Annotated in this window: 10 protein-coding genes; 7 read left to right on the top strand and 3 right to left on the bottom strand. The window is 39.4% G+C overall.

The annotated features are described in order from the left end of the window. The first annotated feature begins 508 nt into the window (after positions 1–508). From PVV59_RS04725 to PVV59_RS04755, 7 genes are all read left to right on the top strand, one after another. Positions 509–2,959: a DNA translocase FtsK gene (locus tag PVV59_RS04725; RefSeq protein WP_273754910.1), complete on the top strand. Its 2,451-nt coding sequence runs from the start codon at positions 509–511 to the stop codon at positions 2,957–2,959. Positions 2,960–4,469: 1,510 nt separating this feature from the next. Continuing rightward, positions 4,470–5,081 (top strand): outer membrane lipoprotein carrier protein LolA, encoded by a 612-nt coding sequence (locus PVV59_RS04730; protein WP_273754912.1) that lies wholly within the window; start codon positions 4,470–4,472, stop codon positions 5,079–5,081. 35 nt (positions 5,082–5,116) lie between these two features. After that, a complete protein-coding gene (locus PVV59_RS04735; RefSeq protein ID WP_273754913.1) occupies positions 5,117–5,926 on the top strand; it encodes an exodeoxyribonuclease III in 810 nt (269 codons plus the stop codon). A 68-nt stretch (positions 5,927–5,994) separates the two neighbouring features. Beyond that, positions 5,995–7,473 (top strand): efflux transporter outer membrane subunit, encoded by a 1,479-nt coding sequence (locus PVV59_RS04740; RefSeq protein ID WP_273754914.1) that lies wholly within the window; start codon positions 5,995–5,997, stop codon positions 7,471–7,473. Next, positions 7,470–8,690 (top strand): efflux RND transporter periplasmic adaptor subunit, encoded by a 1,221-nt coding sequence (locus PVV59_RS04745; RefSeq protein WP_273754916.1) that lies wholly within the window; start codon positions 7,470–7,472, stop codon positions 8,688–8,690. Before PVV59_RS04740 ends, PVV59_RS04745 begins: the two co-directional genes overlap by 4 nt. Positions 8,691–8,693: 3 nt before the next feature. Then, complete coding sequence (locus tag PVV59_RS04750) at positions 8,694–10,679, top strand: MacB family efflux pump subunit (RefSeq protein WP_273754918.1); 1,986 nt, start codon at positions 8,694–8,696, stop codon at positions 10,677–10,679. 1,561 nt (positions 10,680–12,240) lie between these two features. Continuing rightward, positions 12,241–17,220: a type ISP restriction/modification enzyme gene (locus PVV59_RS04755; protein WP_273754920.1), complete on the top strand. Its 4,980-nt coding sequence runs from the start codon at positions 12,241–12,243 to the stop codon at positions 17,218–17,220. A gap of 1,347 nt (positions 17,221–18,567) precedes the next feature. Here PVV59_RS04755 and PVV59_RS04760 read toward each other — a convergent pair. The 3 genes from PVV59_RS04760 to ftsE are packed head-to-tail and all read right to left on the bottom strand — an operon-like array spanning position 18,568 to position 20,843. Beyond that, positions 18,568–19,233 carry a YdcF family protein gene (locus PVV59_RS04760; RefSeq protein ID WP_273754922.1) on the bottom strand — a complete coding sequence of 222 codons (666 nt, stop codon included), beginning with the start codon at positions 19,231–19,233 and terminating at the stop codon, positions 18,568–18,570. Positions 19,234–19,237: 4 nt separating this feature from the next. Next, complete coding sequence (locus PVV59_RS04765) at positions 19,238–20,191, bottom strand: ABC transporter permease (RefSeq protein ID WP_273754924.1); 954 nt, start codon at positions 20,189–20,191, stop codon at positions 19,238–19,240. Further along, entirely contained in the window at positions 20,184–20,843 is a 660-nt protein-coding gene (ftsE, locus tag PVV59_RS04770) for a cell division ATP-binding protein FtsE (RefSeq protein ID WP_273754926.1), read from the bottom strand. Before ftsE ends, PVV59_RS04765 begins: the two co-directional genes overlap by 8 nt. Positions 20,844–21,290 lie beyond the last annotated feature (447 nt).

Raw genomic sequence — 21,290 nt, forward strand, 5'->3', positions numbered from 1 at the left:
ATTGATAGAAAAGAAAACTAAAATTAGACAAAGATGAGAATGTATTTTTTAATTTATATGAATGTCCTTTAAGAGGCTTGTTCTAAAAGGATACATTGAGAATGATAGATAAGAAAAATAATATTCATTTGTGATGGTTAAATGTGATGGTTAAAACGGTATTAATATTTTACTGTTAGCACGGTGTAACATAACCTTTTGTTGAAGAGGGTGATAGAGATTGTCGTAAGCTCTATTACCCATGTAAAACTTTATACATGAGGTATTTTTTGTTGTTTGTGTGATAATATTTTAAGATAGGACTGTTTTTATGCTTTATGGAAGGATTAGAGGGTGATTTATGAATGACATGAAGTAGGAAAAAGGCAGAATGCACGAGATTAAGAAGTTGGATTGTTGACAGATGATCGTTTACAGATCAGCACTGAGTGTAAGCTTCGTCCTTTTTTAAGAGAAGGGGGGAGTTATAACGCTTTAAATATGAAAGTTTTATATTTGGAATTGATGGATGCACCGAAGTTCTTCCCCTTATGATTCATTGGAATCCCGAGATTCTCAAGGTTTTCGACTTGTTGAGATGTTTTTACGTCAGATTGGCGTATTTATTGGGCTTGGGCTTTTGGGCTTTATTATCTTTTGTGTATTTGCTTTGGCGACGTGGAATGTTGCTGATCCCTCTTTAACCCATGCAAGTACAAATGAGGTTACAAACCTTATGGGGTGGCTGGGGGCGGTTCTTTCAGATTCTATTATGCAGTTTTTTGGCTTAGCAAGTCTTGCTATTTTGTTGCCGCCGTTATTTTGGTCTTTTCTCTTGTTGGCACAAAAGAATATCTACAATTTGACTTTGCGCTTTTTTTTATGGTTGGTATCAACAATTTGTTTTTTAATGGCTTTTTCCCTTATGACGCCTGTTGCTTCTTTTACCCATTGGCCTTTGCCTATGGGATTGGGAGGGGTTTTAGGAGATAAAGTTTTAAGTGTTGCTTCTTCAATTTTTCCTCTTTTTCTTTCTTCGCTTTACAGGATGCTCTTTAGTGTTGTTTTTATTCTTTTAGGTTTTTTTACTGCTGCTTTTGCTGGCAATGTGATATGGCGGCGCAAAGCAAAGAAAAGAAAAGAAAAAAACATTCCTAAAAACGAAATCGTTGATCCGGTTTTTGAGATGGAAGAAGATGTGGAATATAGCGCAGAGAATGATCGTGAGAAGCATGGTTTTTTTGCCACAACTTTTGGCGCTCTTTTACATCTTTTTTATTTTTTACAAGCACGTTTTTTTCGTTTCTTCTGTTTCAAAAGGTGTTCTCAAAGTAAGAGACAAGGCAAGTCATTTGATCGGATTGAACCAACTTTTTTGGGTGAAAAAGAAAAATGTGAGGAAAATCAAAATAAAGCTCATGTTTCTTCTTCTGTTAAAAGTCGTGGTTTGAAATCTTTAACAGTTTCTTCAAAGGGTGGTTTTGTTCTTCCACTTTTAGACTACCTATCGGTTCCACCACCGTCTGTCAGGGATGCAAAACTTTCTCCTGCTGCTTTAAAAGCAAACTCTCAAGAACTTGAAGGGGTTTTGTTAGATTTTGGGGTCAAAGGAAAAATTATAGATGCTTGTCCTGGACCCGTGGTCACTTTGTATGAATTTGAACCGGCTGCTGGCATTAAGTCTTCCCGTATCATTAGTTTAGCAGATGATATTGCGCGTTCGATGCGTGCGATTTCTGCCCGTGTTGCTGTGGTTCCTGGGCGCAATGTGATTGGAATAGAGTTACCCAATGCAAAGCGGGAGATGGTTTATTTAAGGGAGATTATGCAAGCACAGGAATTTGTTGAAAGTAAAGCCAAATTAGGGCTTGCTTTGGGCAAAACTATCGGCGGGGAAGCTGTGATTGCGGATTTAGCAAAAATGCCGCATCTCTTGGTTGCTGGTACAACAGGATCGGGAAAATCTGTTGCTATCAACACAATGATTTTATCATTGCTTTATCGTATGACGCCTGAACAATGTCGTCTCATTATGGTGGATCCGAAAATGCTTGAACTTTCGGTTTATGATGGCATTCCTCATTTGTTAACACCGGTGGTGACAGATCCTAAAAAAGCTGTGACTGCGCTTAAATGGGCTGTTCGTGAAATGGAAGAGCGCTACAGTAAAATGTCAAAACTTGGTGTTCGCAATATTGATGGGTTTAATGCACGTCTCAAGGAGTCAGAAGGTCAAGGAGAAATAATGGTGCGTACCGTTCAAGTGGGCTTTGATCATGAGACTGGTGAGCCTCTTTATGAGACGGAAACTCTTGATTTTAGTCCTATGCCCTATATTGTTGTCATTATCGATGAAATGGCTGATTTGATGATGGTCGCTGGTAAAGATATTGAAGGCGCGGTTCAACGTTTAGCACAAATGGCACGTGCTGCCGGTATCCATGTGATTATGGCGACACAGCGTCCTTCCGTCGATGTTATTACTGGAACGATCAAAGCCAATTTTCCTACACGCATTTCTTTTTCCGTGAGCTCAAAAATCGATAGCCGAACAATTCTAGGCGAACAGGGGGCTGAGCAATTATTGGGACAAGGCGATATGCTTTTTATGATGGGAGGAGGACGTATTCAGCGTGTTCATGGACCTTTTGTTGCGGATGATGAAGTGGAGCAGATTGTTGCGCATCTTAAAGCACAAGCACGACCTGATTATTTGGAAACAATTACCCAAGAAGTTGAAGAAGATGGCACTGATGTTTCTTCGGCTTCTCCTTCAGCAGATGATCCCTATAGTCAAGCTGTTGCTATTGTTCTTCGTGATCGTAAGGCTTCAACCTCTTATATTCAACGCCGTTTAGGGATTGGCTATAATCGTGCTGCAACATTGATTGAGAGGATGGAAGAGGAAGGTATCATTAGTCCAGCAAATCATGCAGGCAAACGAGAAATTTTAGTTCCAGCCGAAGAAGAACGCTTTTGAAAAATCTTTATAATCGTTTCTTTTAATGTCTTAATAAAAATAATGTTTCATAAAAACAAATCGTTGCCTTATTGTACCGTAGAAAGCTCGCATCATCGTACATAAGTTCTCAATTTGCGATAGGCCTATAGTATTTGAAACTTTTCATAAGAGATATTCCTTATTTTATATCATTTTACTTGCACGTTAGATTTTCTTGTAACATGCAAGTAAATAATTTGAATTGATTTAATATATAGAGAGTATCTTGCAGTCTTCGGCGTTATGATTTCAGTTGAAAAAATGATGATTTATCATTATAAATCAATATATTGATGTAAAATAGCCTCATTTGAGGTGTGGTGGTATAAAGCCATGAACGGCTTGATATTTAAGTATTTTTGCTGTTCTCGCCGTTTAATCTCACGGCAAAACTGGTTGCGTTATCTGACTTGCCTGTCTGCTTTTAGAAAAGGGCTCGTGTGTCGAGTTTTTGTTTAAGTGAATGATATGAGGTAGGAAGTTAAGAGGAACTTTCTAGAATCCAAAAAGCAGATTTCGACTTCGCTAAGTGTGCTTATAGGCAGGTTTTGAACTTTTTGTGATTCAAACTCCAAATTGGTTACAGAACGAATTGATTGAGAATTTTTTTATTCTTTACGGGTGTATGGTAAGTCAAAGGAGCATTTTTTCCATTGTGTCATTGAAAAAAGTTTTCAGGTTCGCGAGTAATATGTTTAGAACTTAACTCCATCCGTGTATTGACCATAATTCATAGCAGCTTTAGGGATTAGGGGTGAAAAAGAAGAGATTATGCATTTAGCCAATCAGTAGAAAAGTTAAGAAATAGGGATAATTTCAAAAATTCAAAAGAAAACTTATTATTTATATAATGCATTGATTTATAATAATAATCGCATTACTCATTTGGAATAAGAGATCTCAATATCGTAAGATTCTTTCATTTTTAACCTGTTTGTATTGAATCGACCAAAAACTATTCGCTTGCAGGTTACGAGTAGGGAAGCTTGTGTGGATAAAAATGATTAAGAAAGAACTAAAAATGTTTGTTTTGAACCTGTTCTAATGGCTCAAGGACTTGTCGCAACATTTTAGGGTTGGCACACGTGTGTGATGGTTTTGGCTTGGAAATGATACCGCAAGAGATAGCAAGAAATTAAAGAAGGACTTTTTGCTTTTTCTGCAATCAATGATTTCTATCGTCGAACTGTTATCGTTGTGCTTCGTGGTGATAAAGTTTCAATTTCTTATAGTCAACGCCGTTTGGGTATTGGTTATAATTGAGCAGCGACATTGCTTGAAAAGATGCAAGAAAGAAGCATCGTTCGTCCAGCAAATCACGAGAGTAAACGGAAAATTTTAGGACTGTTGAGTAAGCATACTTTTAAAAACTTTTTGATAGTGTTTTCAAACAATATCTTTATCTTGTAAAGCAGGGTATTTATTCATCATTGTGATGACTTAATTATAAATGATAAAGTCAATTCGATATTGTTTGGGAGCATTTTTTATGAAAACGTCTTTTTTACCGCAAAAAAAGAGGGGCTTTTGTTTTGTGGGAATTCTTGTCTTTTGGTGTTTAACTTTTCCTGTTCTTTCGCAAGCATCTAATAAGATAGCAAAAGCGCAAAATATTGCCAACCACTTTGCGGCAATCAAAACAATGACAGGTGACTTTGTTCAATTTAGTCCAAAGGGAAAAATGTCTCAAGGAACATTTTATCTTGAGCGTCCGGGGAAAGTTCGCTTTATTTATAAGAAAATGCCTCTACAAATCATTGCGGATGGTCAATTTGTGGGCATTAACAATCGGGCTTTAAATACTTGGAACTTTTCACAACTTTCACAAACGCCAATGAAGTTTTTGTTGGATGATAAAATTGACGTATCATCTGGGCGTTTATTGGCATTTCGCGAAGATCCAGGGGCTGTGACGATTGTTCTGCGTGATAAAACGATTGGGGCTGGGCAAATAAGAATGGTGTTTGATTCCAAAAGCTTTGCTTTACGGCAGTGGACAATTGTTGACCAACAAAACTTGGAAACGACTGTGCAGATTATGAATGTGCGGACAGGCGTTCGTTTTGTTCAGGGCATGTTTACACTTCCCTCGAAGAAATGAAGCAATAGTTATTATGTCATTGGGATTAAAAACAGATGTTCTTTCGTATTGCGACTTGGAATATTAATTCTATTCGGTTGCGTCTTGCACAGGTTTTTCAGTATTTAAAACTCTTTCCGGCCGATGTTTTGTGTCTACAGGAAACAAAATGTCCCGATGCTTTATTTCCAGTGGAGGCTTTTGAAGCAGCAGGATATAAGCATATCGCACTAAGTGGACAAAAATCTTATAACGGGGTGGCGATTGTTTCTCGTTTGCCCTTTAAAAAGGTGAACAAGCGTTTCTTTTGTCAAAATAAAGATTGTCGCTATATTTCAGTGATTGTGGAAGCCCATGGTAAATTGATGCGGATTCATAATTTTTATGTTCCTGCTGGAGGCGATATCCCTGATGCTGAGGTGAATGAAAAATTTCGTTATAAGCTTGATTTTTTAGAAGAAATGTCTTTTATTCGCGCCGATCAGGAAGAGGGGCTGTCTTCTCTTTTGTTGGGGGATTTGAATATTGCTCCTTTAGCAGAGGATGTTTGGTCTCATCAGCAATTGTTGAAGGTTGTAAGCCATACCCCCATTGAAACCGAGCGTTTACAAAATTTGTGTTGTCAGGGCGGATGGATTGATCTCATGCGGTTGCATATCCCTGTTCCCACTAAGCTTTATACATGGTGGAGTTATCGTGCGCGCAATTGGGCGTTGACCGATTATGGGCGCCGGCTTGATCATATTTGGTCGTCTCCAGATTTAGCGCCTTTTGTGGCGGATCTTACGACTTTTCGTGATGCGCGCGGATGGGAACGTCCTTCAGATCATATTCCTGTGCAAACAGTATTTGATTTTTCACGTTAATTTTGAAATAACAAGGTAAATAAAGTATTAATATTGCATAATGATTCTGAAAGAATGCGGGAGACTGGATGCATATCAAAAATCTCAAAAGGGGCGCTTCTCGTGGATTACTTTCTAGTATCTTATTTTGTTTTCTTTTGTCAGGATGTATGGTTGGTCCGAATTATCATAAGACATTTTTTTCTGTTCCCCCCAAATGGGGAGGGCAGTCTGCGCAGATATCTCAGCGTTCAATTTCCCTTGCTGGGTGGTGGCGACAGTTAAATGATCCGGTTTTAAATGCGTTAATGGCTGAGGCAATTTCTGGAAATAATGATGTTGCGGTTGCCAGAGCTCGGGTTCGTGAAGCACGTGCGAGTTTAGGGCAAGTGGTGGGATCCTTGTTGCCAAGTGTGTCAAATACGATTTCAGGAACGCGTAGCGGCTCTGGACAATCTGATACGTTGAGCCAGTATCGTAGTGGATTTGATGCAAGTTGGGAGCTTGATTTTTTTGGAGGGCATAAGCGAGGCGTTGAAGCGGCGCATTATGGTCTTGAAGCAACCGTAGAAGATATGCGTGCGACGATGGTCGTATTGTTAGGAGATGTAGCAACAAATTACGTTCAAATGCGTGGTTGGCAACAAAAGTTATTGATTGTGCGGCAAATTGCTACAACGCAGCGCAAAACATATGAATTGATGCAGGCAAAATTAACAGCGGGTGATATTTCTGAGCTCGATGTTTCAAATGCAAAAGCGCAAATGGCCAATACAGAAGCTGATATCGCTCAGATGGAAGCAAGTTTGGAAATGACTATGCATCGCCTTTCCGTTTTAACCGGTCATGTTCCTACGGCTTTGAAGGATTTTTTGCAAAAAAATGCCCAACACGTGAAAATTCCACAACCACAATGGCCAATACCAGCAGGAATTCCGGCCGATATCTTGTTGTCACGTCCCGATTTACGGCGGGCAGAGCGCCAATATGCACAAGCAACAGCACGCATTGGTCAACGTGAGGCAGAACGTTATCCCTCACTTACATTAACGGGGAATATTTCAACAGCAGCAACAGCAATAGATCAATTATGGAAAAGTTCAACCATTGGTTGGTCTTTTGGACCTGGTCTTCGTTTCCCCTTCTTTAATGGAGGACAGATTGTTGCTTCTGTTGCGATGGCGCGAGCGCAGCGTGATCAGGCTTTTATTACTTATCGCTCTGCTGTATTAAGGGCTTTAGAAGATGTGGAAAATGCGCTCGTGAGACTAACAAAGGAACATCAGCGTCTTAAAAAGCTTATCGTTGCAAATAAAGCTTTTCTGCATTCTTTACAACTGTCACAAAATCTTTTTGAAAATGGCAATACCAGTTTTCTTGAATTATTAAATGCTGATCGTTCTTATTATTCTGCGCAAATGGCACTTAAAGATAGCCGCATTGCTTTAGCTACCCAATATATTGCTCTGATGAAAGCATTAGGTGGTGGATGGGATGGTGTCGTTGATGTGTCACGTCCGGAAGTCGTTGATGGTGTTTCCCATTCATTTGCAAAGGTAAGCCAATGAAAAAAAGTTTCATCAAAAATTTCATTACAAAACGTAAAAAGCTCTCATTCTTTCTTATTTCTCTCTTCATTATTATCATTTTTTTATGGCTACGCTCTGTTTTTTTTGGAACATCCACGCCAGCCTATATGACAGCTGTGGTGAAGCGTGGTGATATTGAGGAAAGTGTTTTGGCTTCTGGAATTGTGCGTCCTTATCGGTTGGTGGCTGTTGGTGCACGTGCTACGGGGCGGGTGGTATCTATGCGCGTTTTTCCGGGAAGTGTTGTGAAAGAGGGCGATCTCTTGGCAGAAATTGATCCTACAGATCAAGAAAATGATCTGAAAAGAAAAAAAGCAGCCTTATCTCATTATTATGCAAATTTAATGGAACAAGAAGCTTATCTTGCTCTTGCACAGAAAAATTTAGCGCGGCAGAAAAAAATGATCGAGTCGCGTGCAATTTCAAAAGCTAATTTTGATGATGCCGTGACACAAGTGAAAATACGCGAAGCACAAATTGCTCAGTTGCGTCAACAGATTGTGCAAGCTCAAATTGATGTGGAGAGTGCAGAGGTTAATCTTAGTTATACGCGGATAACTGCACCTTCAGCGGGAACAGTGTTAGCAACAGTTGTTGAAGAAGGTCAGAATGTTAATGCTGTTCAGTCAGCGCCCACAATTGTTATTTTAGGTGACTTGTCAAAGATGACAATTAAAGCGCAAATTTCGGAAGCGGATATTCTTAAAGTTCGCGCCGGACAACCTCTTTATTTTACGGTATTGGGTAATGCAGACCGTCGTTATGAGGGAACATTAGAAAGGGTTGAACCAGCGCCTGAATCCATTCGGGCTGATGTGAGTATTAACTCTGGTTTAGGCGGTAGCTCTTTCCCATCGTCGGCAATTTATTATAATGGGATTGTGCATGTTGATAATAAAGACAACTTTTTGCGAACTTATATGACTGCTCAAGTGCATATTATTTTAGGACGTGCTCAGAATGTTTTGCTGGTTCCAAGTGATGCTTTGCGTGATGAAACAAAAGAAGGAAAAGCATGGGTTTCAGTGTTGGTGAGGGAAAATAAAGTAGTGGCAAAACAAGTGACTGTAGGGCTTAATAACAAAGTGATGGCAGAGATTGCTTCAGGGCTTGATGAGGGGGATGTGGTTATTACTGGTTCGAGTGATGGAGTGATGCCAAATATTCCTGGTGAACATAATGAAGATGAGAGCTAAAGCATGAAAGCAGAAAAAGCAGAGGCTGTTTTCGTTTTAGAAAATATTGTGCGCACATTTCCTGCGGGTGAAACATTTGTTACTGTTTTAAAGGATATCAATTTGACCATTAAGCGTGGGGAAATGGTAGCAATTGTGGGGGCTTCTGGTTCTGGAAAGTCCACATTGATGAATATTTTGGGATGTCTTGATCGACCAAGTTCTGGTCGTTATTGGATTTCAGGAAAAGAAACAGCTTCTCTTTCTGCTGATGAATTATCAGCCTTACGGCGTAATCATTTTGGATTTATTTTTCAGCGCTATCACTTATTGAATGAATTAACCGCCCTTGGCAATGTTGAAATTCCTGCTATTTATGCAGGATGTGCACCGGGTATGAGAAAAAAACGTGCAGAAGAACTTTTAATACGCTTAGGTATGGGAGAGAGAATTAATCATCGTCCCAATCAACTTTCAGGGGGGCAACAACAACGGGTATCTATTGCGCGAGCATTGATAAATAATGCAGAGGTTATTCTTGCTGATGAACCAACCGGTGCACTGGACAAACAGAGTGGGCAAGAAGTTTTACGTATTTTGGATGAACTTCATCAAGAAGGGCGCACTATTATTATTGTAACGCATGATATGCAGGTGGCTAAAAGAGCAGAGCGTATTATCGAAATCAGTGATGGGGAAATTATTGCGGACAATGTGTCAAAGGGTGCGAAAACAAAAAGAAATGCCCAATCTCTTCAGGAAAAACAAAATCTGAAAGATCAAAAAATACTGGGTTTTTTTCGTTCTTTTTTTGAACGTTTTCGTGAAGCATTTGTCATGGCATTGTTGGCTATGAATGCCCATCGTATGCGAACTTTTTTAACGATGCTTGGGGTGATTATCGGTATTGGAGCGATTATTGCCATGGTTGCTTTGGGAAATGGTACGCGGGAAAAAATTATGGAAAATTTTAAGAGTTTGGGCTCTAACACATTAACAATTTTGCCTGGAAAAAGCCTCTCTGACCCCCAAGCAGAGAAAATAACCAGTTTGGTGGAGGCGGATGCAGAAGCTCTTTCTAAATTACCTTATATTGCTGGTGTAACACCTCAGATTTCAGCAAGTTCTATGGTTCGTTTTGGTGGGGTTGAAGTTAATGCTATCATTTCTGGGGTAGGAGAACAATATTTTCAAACACAGGGACTTAAAGCTGTTCAAGGACAGCTGTTTGATCAAAAAAGTGTGCATGAGCGGGCGGTTGATCTCGTTATCGAAAAGGAAGCACTTTCGGTACTTTTTCCTCATAGTCATGGGAGTCCCATAGGGAAAATTGTTCATTTGGGCAATGTTCCTGTGCGCATCATTGGTGTGGTAGATCCGCAACATATGGGAGGAGGGGACTCAAATACATTGCAGATTTATTTGCCTTATACAACTTTGCAAACACGTTTTCTTGGCACGACTCAAGTTCGGGCAATTACTGTGAAGATCGCCGATCATGTTGATTCAAATTTAGCCGAGAATATGGTGAAGCGTTTTCTTATTATGCGTCATGGTGGGGAAGATTTTTTCATTAGAAATTCTCAATTCTTTCGTGATCGTATCACAGAAAGCACACAGATTTTAACGCTTTTGGTGTCTTCTATTGCTGCTATTTCATTGATTGTAGGGGGGATTGGGGTGATGAATATTATGTTGGTTACGGTTTCTGAGCGGATCAATGAAATTGGGGTGCGTATGGCTGTTGGGGCACGCCAAAGTGATATCTTGCAGCAATTTCTCATTGAAGCAATTTTGGTTTGTGTTATTGGCGGTGGATTGGGAGTCCTCTTTGGGCTTTCTATCGGTGGTTTGTTTTTGCTCTTTAAGGCGCCTATTCACCTTGTCTATACGATGGATTCGATCATTATATCTCTTACTTTTTCAACTCTCATTGGGATATGTTTTGGCTTTTCGCCAGCACGACAAGCTTCACGGCTTGATCCTGTTGTTGCACTCTCGCGTGATTAAGCCCTTATCAACTCAATGTTTGTTGATTGTTATATCGGATCAAGTGTTTGTAAAGTAAAGCATGGATGGAAAACGTTAGTGATCTGCTATTTTTTCCTAAAAAACGCTTCATTCGTTAAAGAGAGCATGCACTAGATATCGTTTGGCTCAAGGCATCATGGATACTATAAAATTTATAGTACGCACCCCTTTTTAGGTTTGATCAGGAGTAAACAGGTATCATTGTACACACTTTTCTAACCCCAATGTTACAGCCTTTTACATGAGAAGAGTATAGACTTGAGACTTTTCATAAGAGGCATTTTAGTTTGTTCCTTATCGTTTTTTACTCACACGCTAGTTTTGTTTGTGACGCTGCAAGCAAGTGATTTTAACTTGTTTCAAGAGACATAGATTTGAAATGAGGAAACCTAAGATATTCCAGGTTTTTAACTGTAAGATGGAGAACTCTTATCTTTATCAATCAATGTATTGCATTCCATAAAGATATAATCGCAAACCTTTCTTATTTGTTGTCTAGCTTATTGAGTGATTTAAGATTTTTGGAAAAAATGTTATGAAGATTTATCACTTTTGGTTTGGCAAAGGATTAGTGTAAATTGCAGGTGTTTAGGCTTGATGTAAACAAATTATGATTGTGTTCAAGTTTCAATGCATGACCTGAGACATGGGCATTTTCTGTTCCATTTCATTTTGAGGACTGAGATAAACAAGCTATTTGGTTGTCTGCGATAAGGATGCTATCGGTGTTTCCATAAGGGTGGGATTGTAAGACGCAACTTCGTAAAATGCAGGTTTGCTCTTATGATTTTGGTGAGGAGGATAAAAAAGTTTGAGAGGTGGAAAGCCTCTCATTTTGAATGATGTGTGAATGAAAGGGGGTTTCATTTATTGAAAAAGCATAAGCTCATAATTAGCAGGAGCGAGACGGAGTAAGAGAGCATCGTAAAACCAAGCCGCAGATAAGCTGCCGAAAAGAAAAACAACCAAAGCAATGACTATTATTGTGTTTTCTGATATTGTTCCTCCTAGCCCTCCTAGTATACTCCCCACAATAAAAAAGTAACGATAAAGCCGATCCGAACGCTAGAAAGTTTAATACGGCAAGAATCGGACCACGAAAGAACAAAAGAAAAAGAAAGATGAAAAAAATCAATATGTTGAATATTATACGCGTTATCGTTCTTAGAATGCGCTGTTTTGTGTGCGGGGTTTCTTCCTTTATGTCTTGTGTGTTTGCAGGTGTCGTGTCCATTTCCCCCCTCTCATTTTTTAAGCTCAATCCTAAAATTATTGCTCGCTTTATTGTGTCTTTTTACAAAAGGCAAAAAAAAATTTTCAAAATCATCACACTTTCCTTTTATTTCCATAAGAGAGGAGACATCAGTCAATTCATCATATAGTTTGGGAGGGGAAAAGAGATTTGCTCATATTATGTCGTCAAGGATAGAAAGAACATCTTAAAATTAAGACATTTTAAACCTTTTGGGGAAAATACAAGAGGCAGTGACGAATTGGTCTAGATTCGATAATTGAGGGTATTTTTCATTGGGGAAAAAGCATGACGACGCTACAATCGCTTTTACAGACATATCGTGAGGAAGCGCGTACCGAACGGGATAAGGGGACGTATTTTGAGCGTTTTGCTCTTGCTTATCTGACCCATGACCCTCTCCAGTCTCAGTGTTATGAAAAGGTTCAAACTTTTAAAGATTGGGCACATGAAAATGGCCATGATGGTCGTGATACCGGTATTGATCTGGTGGCAAAGCTTCGTCATGAAGATGGTTTTGCAGCAATTCAATGTAAATTTTATGAGGAATCCTATCGGATTAAAAAAGCAGATATTGATAGTTTTATTTCTGCATCAGGGAAAGAACCGTTTCAGCGGCGTGTGATCGTAGATAGTACACTAAATGCTTGGACTGACAATGCTGAAACAATGATACAGGGGCAAAAAATTCCCGTTACACGGATCAATCTTTCCGATATGCAAAAAAGTCCAATCCGTTGGGAGACTTTTGCAGCTAGAGGCACCATTGCGCTGGAGGGTAAAAAGAAACTCCGTCCCCATCAGGGGGAGGCATTGCGTTTTGTGCGTGCGGGGCTTGCTCAGGCTGATCGGGGTAAGCTCATTATGGCTTGTGGAACCGGTAAGACATTTACCAGTCTTAAGATTGCTGAGGATTTAGCCGGTCAAGGAAAGTTTGTTTTGTTTCTTGTGCCCTCCTTGGCACTGATGTCACAGACGGTGCGTGAATGGACAACTGATGCTGAAATTGATTTACGTTCCTTTGCGGTTTGTTCTGATACACAAGTGGGAAAGCGTCGTAAAAATACGCATGATGTTGCTGAAATTGATGTGTTTGATCTTGCTTTTCCGGCGACAACCGATGCGGCAAAACTTGCAGAACAGGCAAAGAAGAGTGTTGCAGATAAGATGAGCGTGGTGTTTGCAACCTATCAATCTCTTCAGGTGGTTTCTGATGCGCAGAAAAATTATGGTTTCCCAACATTTGATCTTATCATTTGTGATGAGGCGCACCGTACAACAGGTGCAACGCTGGTGGGAGAGGATGAATCCAATTTTGTTAAGGTGCATTCCAACGATATTATTCGTGCCAAGAAACGTCTTTATATGACAGCGACACCACGCATTTTTGGTGATAATGTAAAAAGTCGTGCACATGAAGTGAATGCCGTTCTTGCTTCGATGGATGATGAAAAGCTGTTTGGCAAAACACTTTTTTATCGGGGTTTTTCTTGGGCTGTACAAAATAATCTTTTAACGGACTATAAGGTTATTGTTTTAGCAATGGATGAAAAACTAGTAAGTTCCGCTGTTCAAAAGCGTCTTAGTGATGACAAGTCTGAGCTTGTTTTGGATGATGCCACGAAAATTATCGGCTGTTATAAGGCGCTGACAAAACAAGATATCAAGCCTGATATTGGCACGGATCTCTATCCCATGCATCGTGCTTTGGCGTTTTGTAAAACTATTCAAAGTTCTAAAGTAGTTCGCGATGAATTTTCTGCGGTTGTTAAAGAGTATCTTGAGTATACGAAAGAGAACATCGAAAAAGAGCCATTTTTAAAATGTGAAGTGGAACATGTTGATGGCACTTTCAATGCCAAAGATCGTGGTGCTCTTCTTGATTGGTTAAAAGCTGAGAGCGGGGATGATGTTTGTCGTATTTTGACCAATGCTCGTTGTTTGTCTGAAGGGGTCGATGTTCCAGCTCTTGATGCTATCATGTTTTTAAATCCACGCAAGAGTCAGATTGATGTTGTCCAATCGGTTGGACGGGTGATGCGTCGCTCTGAGGGTAAAAAGATGGGGTATGTTATTCTGCCAATTGGCATTCCCTCTGGGATTCCAGTGGAACAAGCTTTGAATAACAATGAAAAATATCGGGTTGTTTGGCAAATTTTAAATGCTTTGCGTGCGCATGATGATCGTTTTGATGCGACAATTAATAAGGCATCTCTAGGGCAAGATATCAGCAATGTGATTGAGATTATTGGGGTGACACAGAGTACTGAGTTACAAGCTGTGACGGCCGTTGTCGACAATCTTCCGGTTCGCTCACAACCAGCACGATCGGGCATTGGAAGTCCTGAGCGTGATTTCCTTTTTACAGATGAGAACAAAGGGCAACTTTCCTTCTCTGTGGATGAGCTTTCACGTGCGATCATGGCAAAGATCGTTAAAAAATGCGGTACGCGTGATTATTGGGAGGACTGGGCGAGCAATATTGCGGAAATTGCTAAGAATCATATCACGCGCTTAACAGGGATTCTGGCAGAGCCAGACACGAGGGCGCGTCAAGCTTTTAACCAGTTTTTAGCAGAACTGCGTGATGACTTAAACAATACGATTACAGAGGCTGATGCGATTGAGATGTTGGCACAACATATCATTACGCGTCCTGTTTTTCAGGTGTTGTTTGAAGGCTATCAGTTTACGCGTGAAAATCCTGTCTCGCGTGCTATGCAACAGATGCTTGATGTGCTTGATGAAGCCAATCTTGATAAGGAATCCAAAGATCTTGAGAAATTTTACGCCAGTGTAAAATTACGCGCTAGTGGCATTACCGATCCACAAGCAAAGCAGAGGTTAATTATAGAGCTTTACGATAAATTTTTCCGTTATGCTTTTCCACGCACGGTCGAAAAACTAGGCATTGTTTATACCCCCGTTGAGGTGGTGGATTTTATCATTCATTCTGTCAATGATGTTTTAGAGCAAGAATTTGGCCAAACGCTTGGTTCTTCGGGTGTGCACATCATGGATCCGTTTACCGGAACGGGGACTTTTATCACACGGCTTTTACAATCAGGCTTGATAAAACCAGAAGAAATGAAGCACAAATTTTGTCATGAAATTCATGCCAATGAAATTGTGCTTTTAGCCTATTATATTGCAGCTATTAATATTGAGACAACTTATCATGGTTTGATGGGCGGTGATTATGTTCCCTTTGAGGGAATTTGTCTGACCGATACATTTCAGCTTTATGAACAAGATAAAGATTTGATAAGTGATTTGTTGGTGGATAATAGCACCCGCAGGTCACGCCAGAAGGAGCTCGATATTCGTGTTATCGTGGGCAATCCTCCTTATTCTTCTGGACAAAAAAATGAAAACGACAATGCACAAAATATTGGCTATCCAAAATTGGATTGTCGTATTCGTGAAACTTATGCTGCTCAATCTAAAGCGAGCAATGTTAATGGACTTTATGACAGTTATATTCGTGCTATTCGTTGGGCAAGTGATCGCATAAAAGACTGTGGTGTGATTGGTTTTGTGACAAATTCAGGTTTTATCAATGGATATTCTACGAATGGCTTACGAAAAGAATTGAGTAAAGAGTTCTCGAGTCTTTATGTTCTCAATTTGCGGGGTGATATTCGTAAAAATATTTTGAGTAAAGGGCGTGCGCAAGAAGGGCAAAATGTTTTCGGTAGTGGCAGCATGACAGGAATTGCGGTGACGCTGTTTGTTAAAAATCCCAATGCCACAAGACCTTGTAAAATTTATTATCATGATATTGGTAATAATCTCACAACAAAAGAGAAACTCTATGAGCTTAAGCGATTGGGCTGCATTAGTGGTATCAAGAATGAACATGGTTGGCAGATGATTACACCAGATGAGCATGGCGATTGGTTGAATCAGCGCAACAGTGATTTTGAGAAATTTTTAGCCTTAGGTGATAAAAAGGGTAGCAATAAAAAGCTATTTAACACTTTTTCTCGTGGTATACAAACTGGTCGTGATGCTTGGGCAAATAATTCAAGTTGTGAAACTCTAGCCAATAATATGAGCAATATGATTTCTTTTTATAATAGTGAAGTCCAGCGTTTTAATGTTGCGTATGGACATTCTAACCGCAAAGTGCGTGCAAATGCTGTAAATGATTTTGTCAATACAGATGCTAAAAAAATCAGTTGGAGCAGTGGTCTTAAAGAAGAATTAGTAAGAGGGAAGTTTTTCGAGTTTAAAAGTGATTGTTTAGTTCAGAGTCTTTATCGTCCTTTTACACGACAGTGGCTCTATTATAATCGCGCTTTTAATGAGAGAATATATCAAATGCCACGGATATTTCTGATGAAACAAGCGTTTGAAAATAGGGTGATACAAGTTACAGGAGTTGGAGCAAGCAGTGGTTTTTCTGTTCTTATGACTAAGAATTTGTCTAATCTTCATACAATGGATACTGGACAATGTTTTCCACGGTATGTTTATGAAGATTCTGAGTCTTTAGGAGGTAAAAAGGAAGATCAGGTTCATTTATTTGCAAATTTTGCAGAAGGCAGAAAAAAATCTGGTTTACAGCGGCGTGATGCACTCACGGATGAAGGGTTGGCATATTTTAAAGCAGCTTATCCTGGTGAAGTAATTACAAAAGATGATTTGTTTTATTATGTTTATGGAATTTTGCATTCTGAGGATTACTGTGCGCGTTATGCGCATAATCTGTCTAAAGAATTGCCACGGATTCCAACGGTCAAAAAAGTAGAAGACTTTTGGGCTTTTGTGACAGCGGGGCGAAAGCTTGGTGATCTGCATATGAATTATGAAGAGGTTGAGCCCTATCCGGTGACCTATAAACAAGGTGATCCAAAAACTTGGGTGATTGCTGACGCGGAGAGTTTTTATCGTGTTCAAGCGATGAAATTTGCGGGTAAGCGTGGGGCTATTGATAAAAGCACTGTGGTTTATAATAGCAATATTACGATGCAAAATATTCCTCTTGAAGCTTATGATTATGTGGTCAATGGCAGGCCTGCTCTTGAATGGGTGATGGAGCGGCAGATTGTCAAAACAGATAAGGCAAGTGGGATTGTGAATGATGCTAATCGTTATGCTGTTGAGACGCTGGGTAATCCAGCTTATCCTTTGGAATTGTTTCAACGGGTTATTACTGTAAGCTTAGAAACCATGAAAATTGTGCGTAATCTTCCAAAATTGGAAGTGCGAGAAACTGAAAAGGTTCAGTTGTCCGAAAAGGTTCAATTGTCCATTGTGCGGTAAAATGAGAGTCTTTAGGGACGGTGATAAAACACTCTTCTTTAAGGGAGCGTGATTCAAGTCGGAACTATCATCCACTGTTCCCAATTTTGCGATAAGCCCTTGACACTTGAGACTTTTCATAAGAGGCATGCTATTTTGGGACAGTTTTATGCTACGCAGGTTCTCTTTTCCTGTGATGTGTAAACAAACAGTTTTGATTGATTCAACAGAGAATAGATTTGAAAAGAGGGAATCTTACGGTATTTAAGGCTCTTCTTTTAAGATGAAGAGGATTTGTCTTTATCTTGGTGAGAATAAAATATCCTGCGCAATAAGACAGCTAAAATTTTGATACATGGGCTTTAGCAACAGGGGTGAATATTCTCAGGTGAAGTTTGTTTGTCACGCTTTATGAGCGTAAATCCTATAAATGGGGAAATCGAGCAGAGCTTGTTTAGAGAAAGTGGACTGTTTATAAACCATTCCTGATAGGAATCTTTCTCTTTTGAGATATGGGGATGAAGTTATAACTCTCATGCAATCTGTCTTTTGAGCGGGTGCGATTGGAAGTGAGTAGGGGGGCGCATTAGACAAAAATCCAGACTATTATTGTTTATAGATTTGTGGAGTTTAAATGATCATGTAAGATATGGGGAGAAAACCAAATAAAAAGGGATCTTAGAAAGGGAAATGATTTAAAAAAAGATTGCTATGAAGTGTGTGGGATGTTTGTGGTGGTGTGCGTTTTGAGCTTATTTCTATCTATGATTTAAAATGCTCTCATGAAGATGCTTTATAGAATAAAGAGATTGTTGCTCATCTATTGATTTATAATAATCGTTTAATGTTTTCTCTGTTGAATGAGAAATCTAAGGATCATAAATTTTTCTCATTTTAAATTTATTAAAATTACTTTCTTGCATGTCATATGAGATTGGCATGTTAGTGTTTAAAAAGGGCGTAAAGCATGCCCCTTACCGATCGTTCCAAGTGGCTTAAGAGTTATTGTCATATGAGGAGCGGGCAAAATATAGGATGGGGTGGTTTGCATTTTTTATGAAACGTAAAGAGGGAGCGATGGATCTCTATAACAACTTTGGAGATCTTATAGCTGTCTGGGGAGTTTTATTTACAAGAGCTGTTTTTATATTAAGCATGGTATATATATGTGTGGGATAATGTTTGGGATGTAAGAGATGTCTCGGGATGAATGTGTAAGATAGTGATACGTTTCTTGGAGTGTTCTGCTTTGTATGAGGGGAAGCTTTGTTGTGCTTTTATGGCGGTAACTCGAGGGGTATGGAGAAGACACTAGGAAGTGGTCAAAAGGCAGCAAGGTCACAAGAGTAAAGGACTAGGAGGAACAGATCAGAAGGCGGTTCTGATATAGACTTGGAGCGTTTTAATATATTGGATTATAAGAATGCGGGCTTGCTTAATCTGTTGTATTGTACTGTCAGCATCACTCTTTTTCACAGGGTAAGCAATGAAATGGATATCAGGCATGAGATATTTAAGTTCACGCATTGAGCGCCATATGTGGTAATCATGGGTGACAATATAAAGGGTTTTATAGTGGTTCTTTTTAATCCAAGCGGCGCTTTCTTCCGCGTTTCCTCTGGTGTTAGCTGCTTGATGCCCAATATCAATACAACAGGAGATAAGCTGTGGGCTAATATGCATGTTATGCATAAAACCCCTTAGATTGGTTGAAGTGTTTACACCACTGATGAGGAGTCGTGAACCAAGCCCTTTTTGTAAGAGATGAAGTCCTGTTTCTATTCGGTGTTCTCCGCCTGTAAGCACGATGATGGCATCGGCTTTGGGAAGAGGCGTTGGGGGAGAAAGCCGTTCGGTTTTTTCAGAAAAAATAATAAAACCACCCCAAAAAATGAAAACAATGACCGCAAGAGTAAGGGTTGTGGGTGGAAAATAGCGAAATAAACAACGGGGCGACCAGCTATGGTGGGGCTGTTTTGAAACAGGACGTTCTAAATTTTTTTGAGTCAATGAGTTGGAACTGTTGTGAGTCATAAAATTAAAATAAACCGTTTTCACATTGATCGATTTTTTTCAGTTGTGCTAAAATAGTCATGCGGTTTGTAAGGGTTGTGAGAAAAGAAACAAAAATAATAAGAAGAATAATTTTTCCATAAGGAATGAAATTTATGGAAATATATCCAAATAAAGCGGTTACTTGGCTAGCTTCTGCTTTTCCTAAGTTATAATTTGTCCACAGACAAAAGGACGAAAACAGAAATATACTTGTAAGACCACCATATAAAGCACCGCGCAGCGCAGTTTTAAAAAAATGCCAGTCAAATTGACGCGCAATGAAAAGGGTTTCAGTACCAAGGAAATATAAAACATTAATAATATGGGCATTTTCTGCCAATGCATTACGGGTGGCAAAAATAATGGTGAGGATAAGAGAGCCTAAAACCAATGCTAAAATTGAAAAACCAATGAAAACAGTGGTGTATGCCATGGTTGCAAAACGGTGGACCCAAACACGGTGATCATCAAATTGACCGCCTGGAATTTGGGTTTTAATGGCATGATTGATGGCGGGAAAATTGATTGTTTCATCTTCTTTTAAGGTGACAATGATAAGGCGGGGAATGGGCAATTCGTTCAAATTAAAACCTGTTCCAAGCCATGGTTCGAGTAACTTTTCGGTGGCGTTTTGGTCAACAATTTTTGCATCTTGTACACCAGAAAAGGTTTTAACCAATGTTACTGCATCATGAAGTGCTTTGTTGATATCAACATTGTCAATGGGGCGTATTTGAATTGTGGCTTCATAGCTAATTTGATTGCTCCAATTTTTGGCAGAGCGCTGGATTAAATCAACACCAATTAAGGTGAGGCTTGAGAGAAATGTCATAATAGCAATTACAGCAACCAGCGCTTGCCCAGAAATATTGCTATTGGGAATAATCGCCGTTGTGTTTTTTTTATTGCTGGTAAAAATGGAGAAAAATTTATTCATGAATCGTCATCCGTCCATTATGGAGAAGCATACGTCGTGCTGCAACTTGTTCCATTAAGGCGATATCATGGGTGGCAATGATTACAGCCGTTCCAAAACGGTTTAATTCAATAAACAAACGTAGTAGACGTTTTGCTAAGGGCGGATCGACATTTCCTGTTGGTTCATCCGCAAGAAGGATTTCAGGCTGATCAATAAGCGCGCGCGCAATGGCGACTCTTTGTTTTTCCCCACCGGAAAGAACTGGTGGTAAAACATGAATCTGATCCCCAAGACCTACCCAACAGAGAAGATCTTCTACTTCACTGCGGTAGGTTGCTTCTTCTTGCCCTTTAATGCGTAAGGGCAAAGAGACATTTTCATAAGTGGTCATGTGGTCAAGGAGACGAAAATCTTGAAAAACCACACCAATACGTTGTCGCAGAGCTGGAAGTTCTTGTCGTTTGAGTAAAGCTGTGTCTGTTCCAAATAAATCAATATGACCACGCGTTGGTTTGAGTGCCAAAAACATTAGACGCATCAATGATGTTTTACCCGCCCCAGAGGCCCCCGTGAGAAATTGAAATGAGCCAGCAGGAATATGAAAGCTAATATCGCGAAGGACCTCTGGGCCCATTCCATAGCGCAGACCAACATTTTCAAAATGAATCACTTTTTGTTCTTACTCCTGATTTTATCTTGTAGCATTTATTCTAAAAATTTTTTCCTTTTCATTGCGTTAGGCTTTTGCTGTAAGCTTGTTCATTTTAAATTTCATGGCTTTTTCTGCGCTTTTGTTATCGATAAATATTCTTGCTCAAAAATATTATTATTTATACTTGCTCTTTCTCCCTTTATTTATGATTTTAGCAGGAAATTCAAAGTGATTCTAGTATAAACATCAGAATTATCGTTCCTTCTTTTCCAGAGACTTTTTTGCATTGAGGGGGCTTGAAGCCATTAAAAAGGCAATTTTAAAAAGCTCAGTTGCTCTTTTTATCTTATTTTCTTAATTCACTTAATTCATATGCATATTTCCATGAAGAGCATATTCCCATTTGGAATTTTTTCTTCTCATCGGTGGTTTTCATAACAATGTCGAGATATTTGTGCGAAAAAC

This window comes from Bartonella sp. MM73XJBT.G, assembly GCF_028618435.1.
GTDB lineage: Bacteria > Pseudomonadota > Alphaproteobacteria > Rhizobiales > Rhizobiaceae > Bartonella.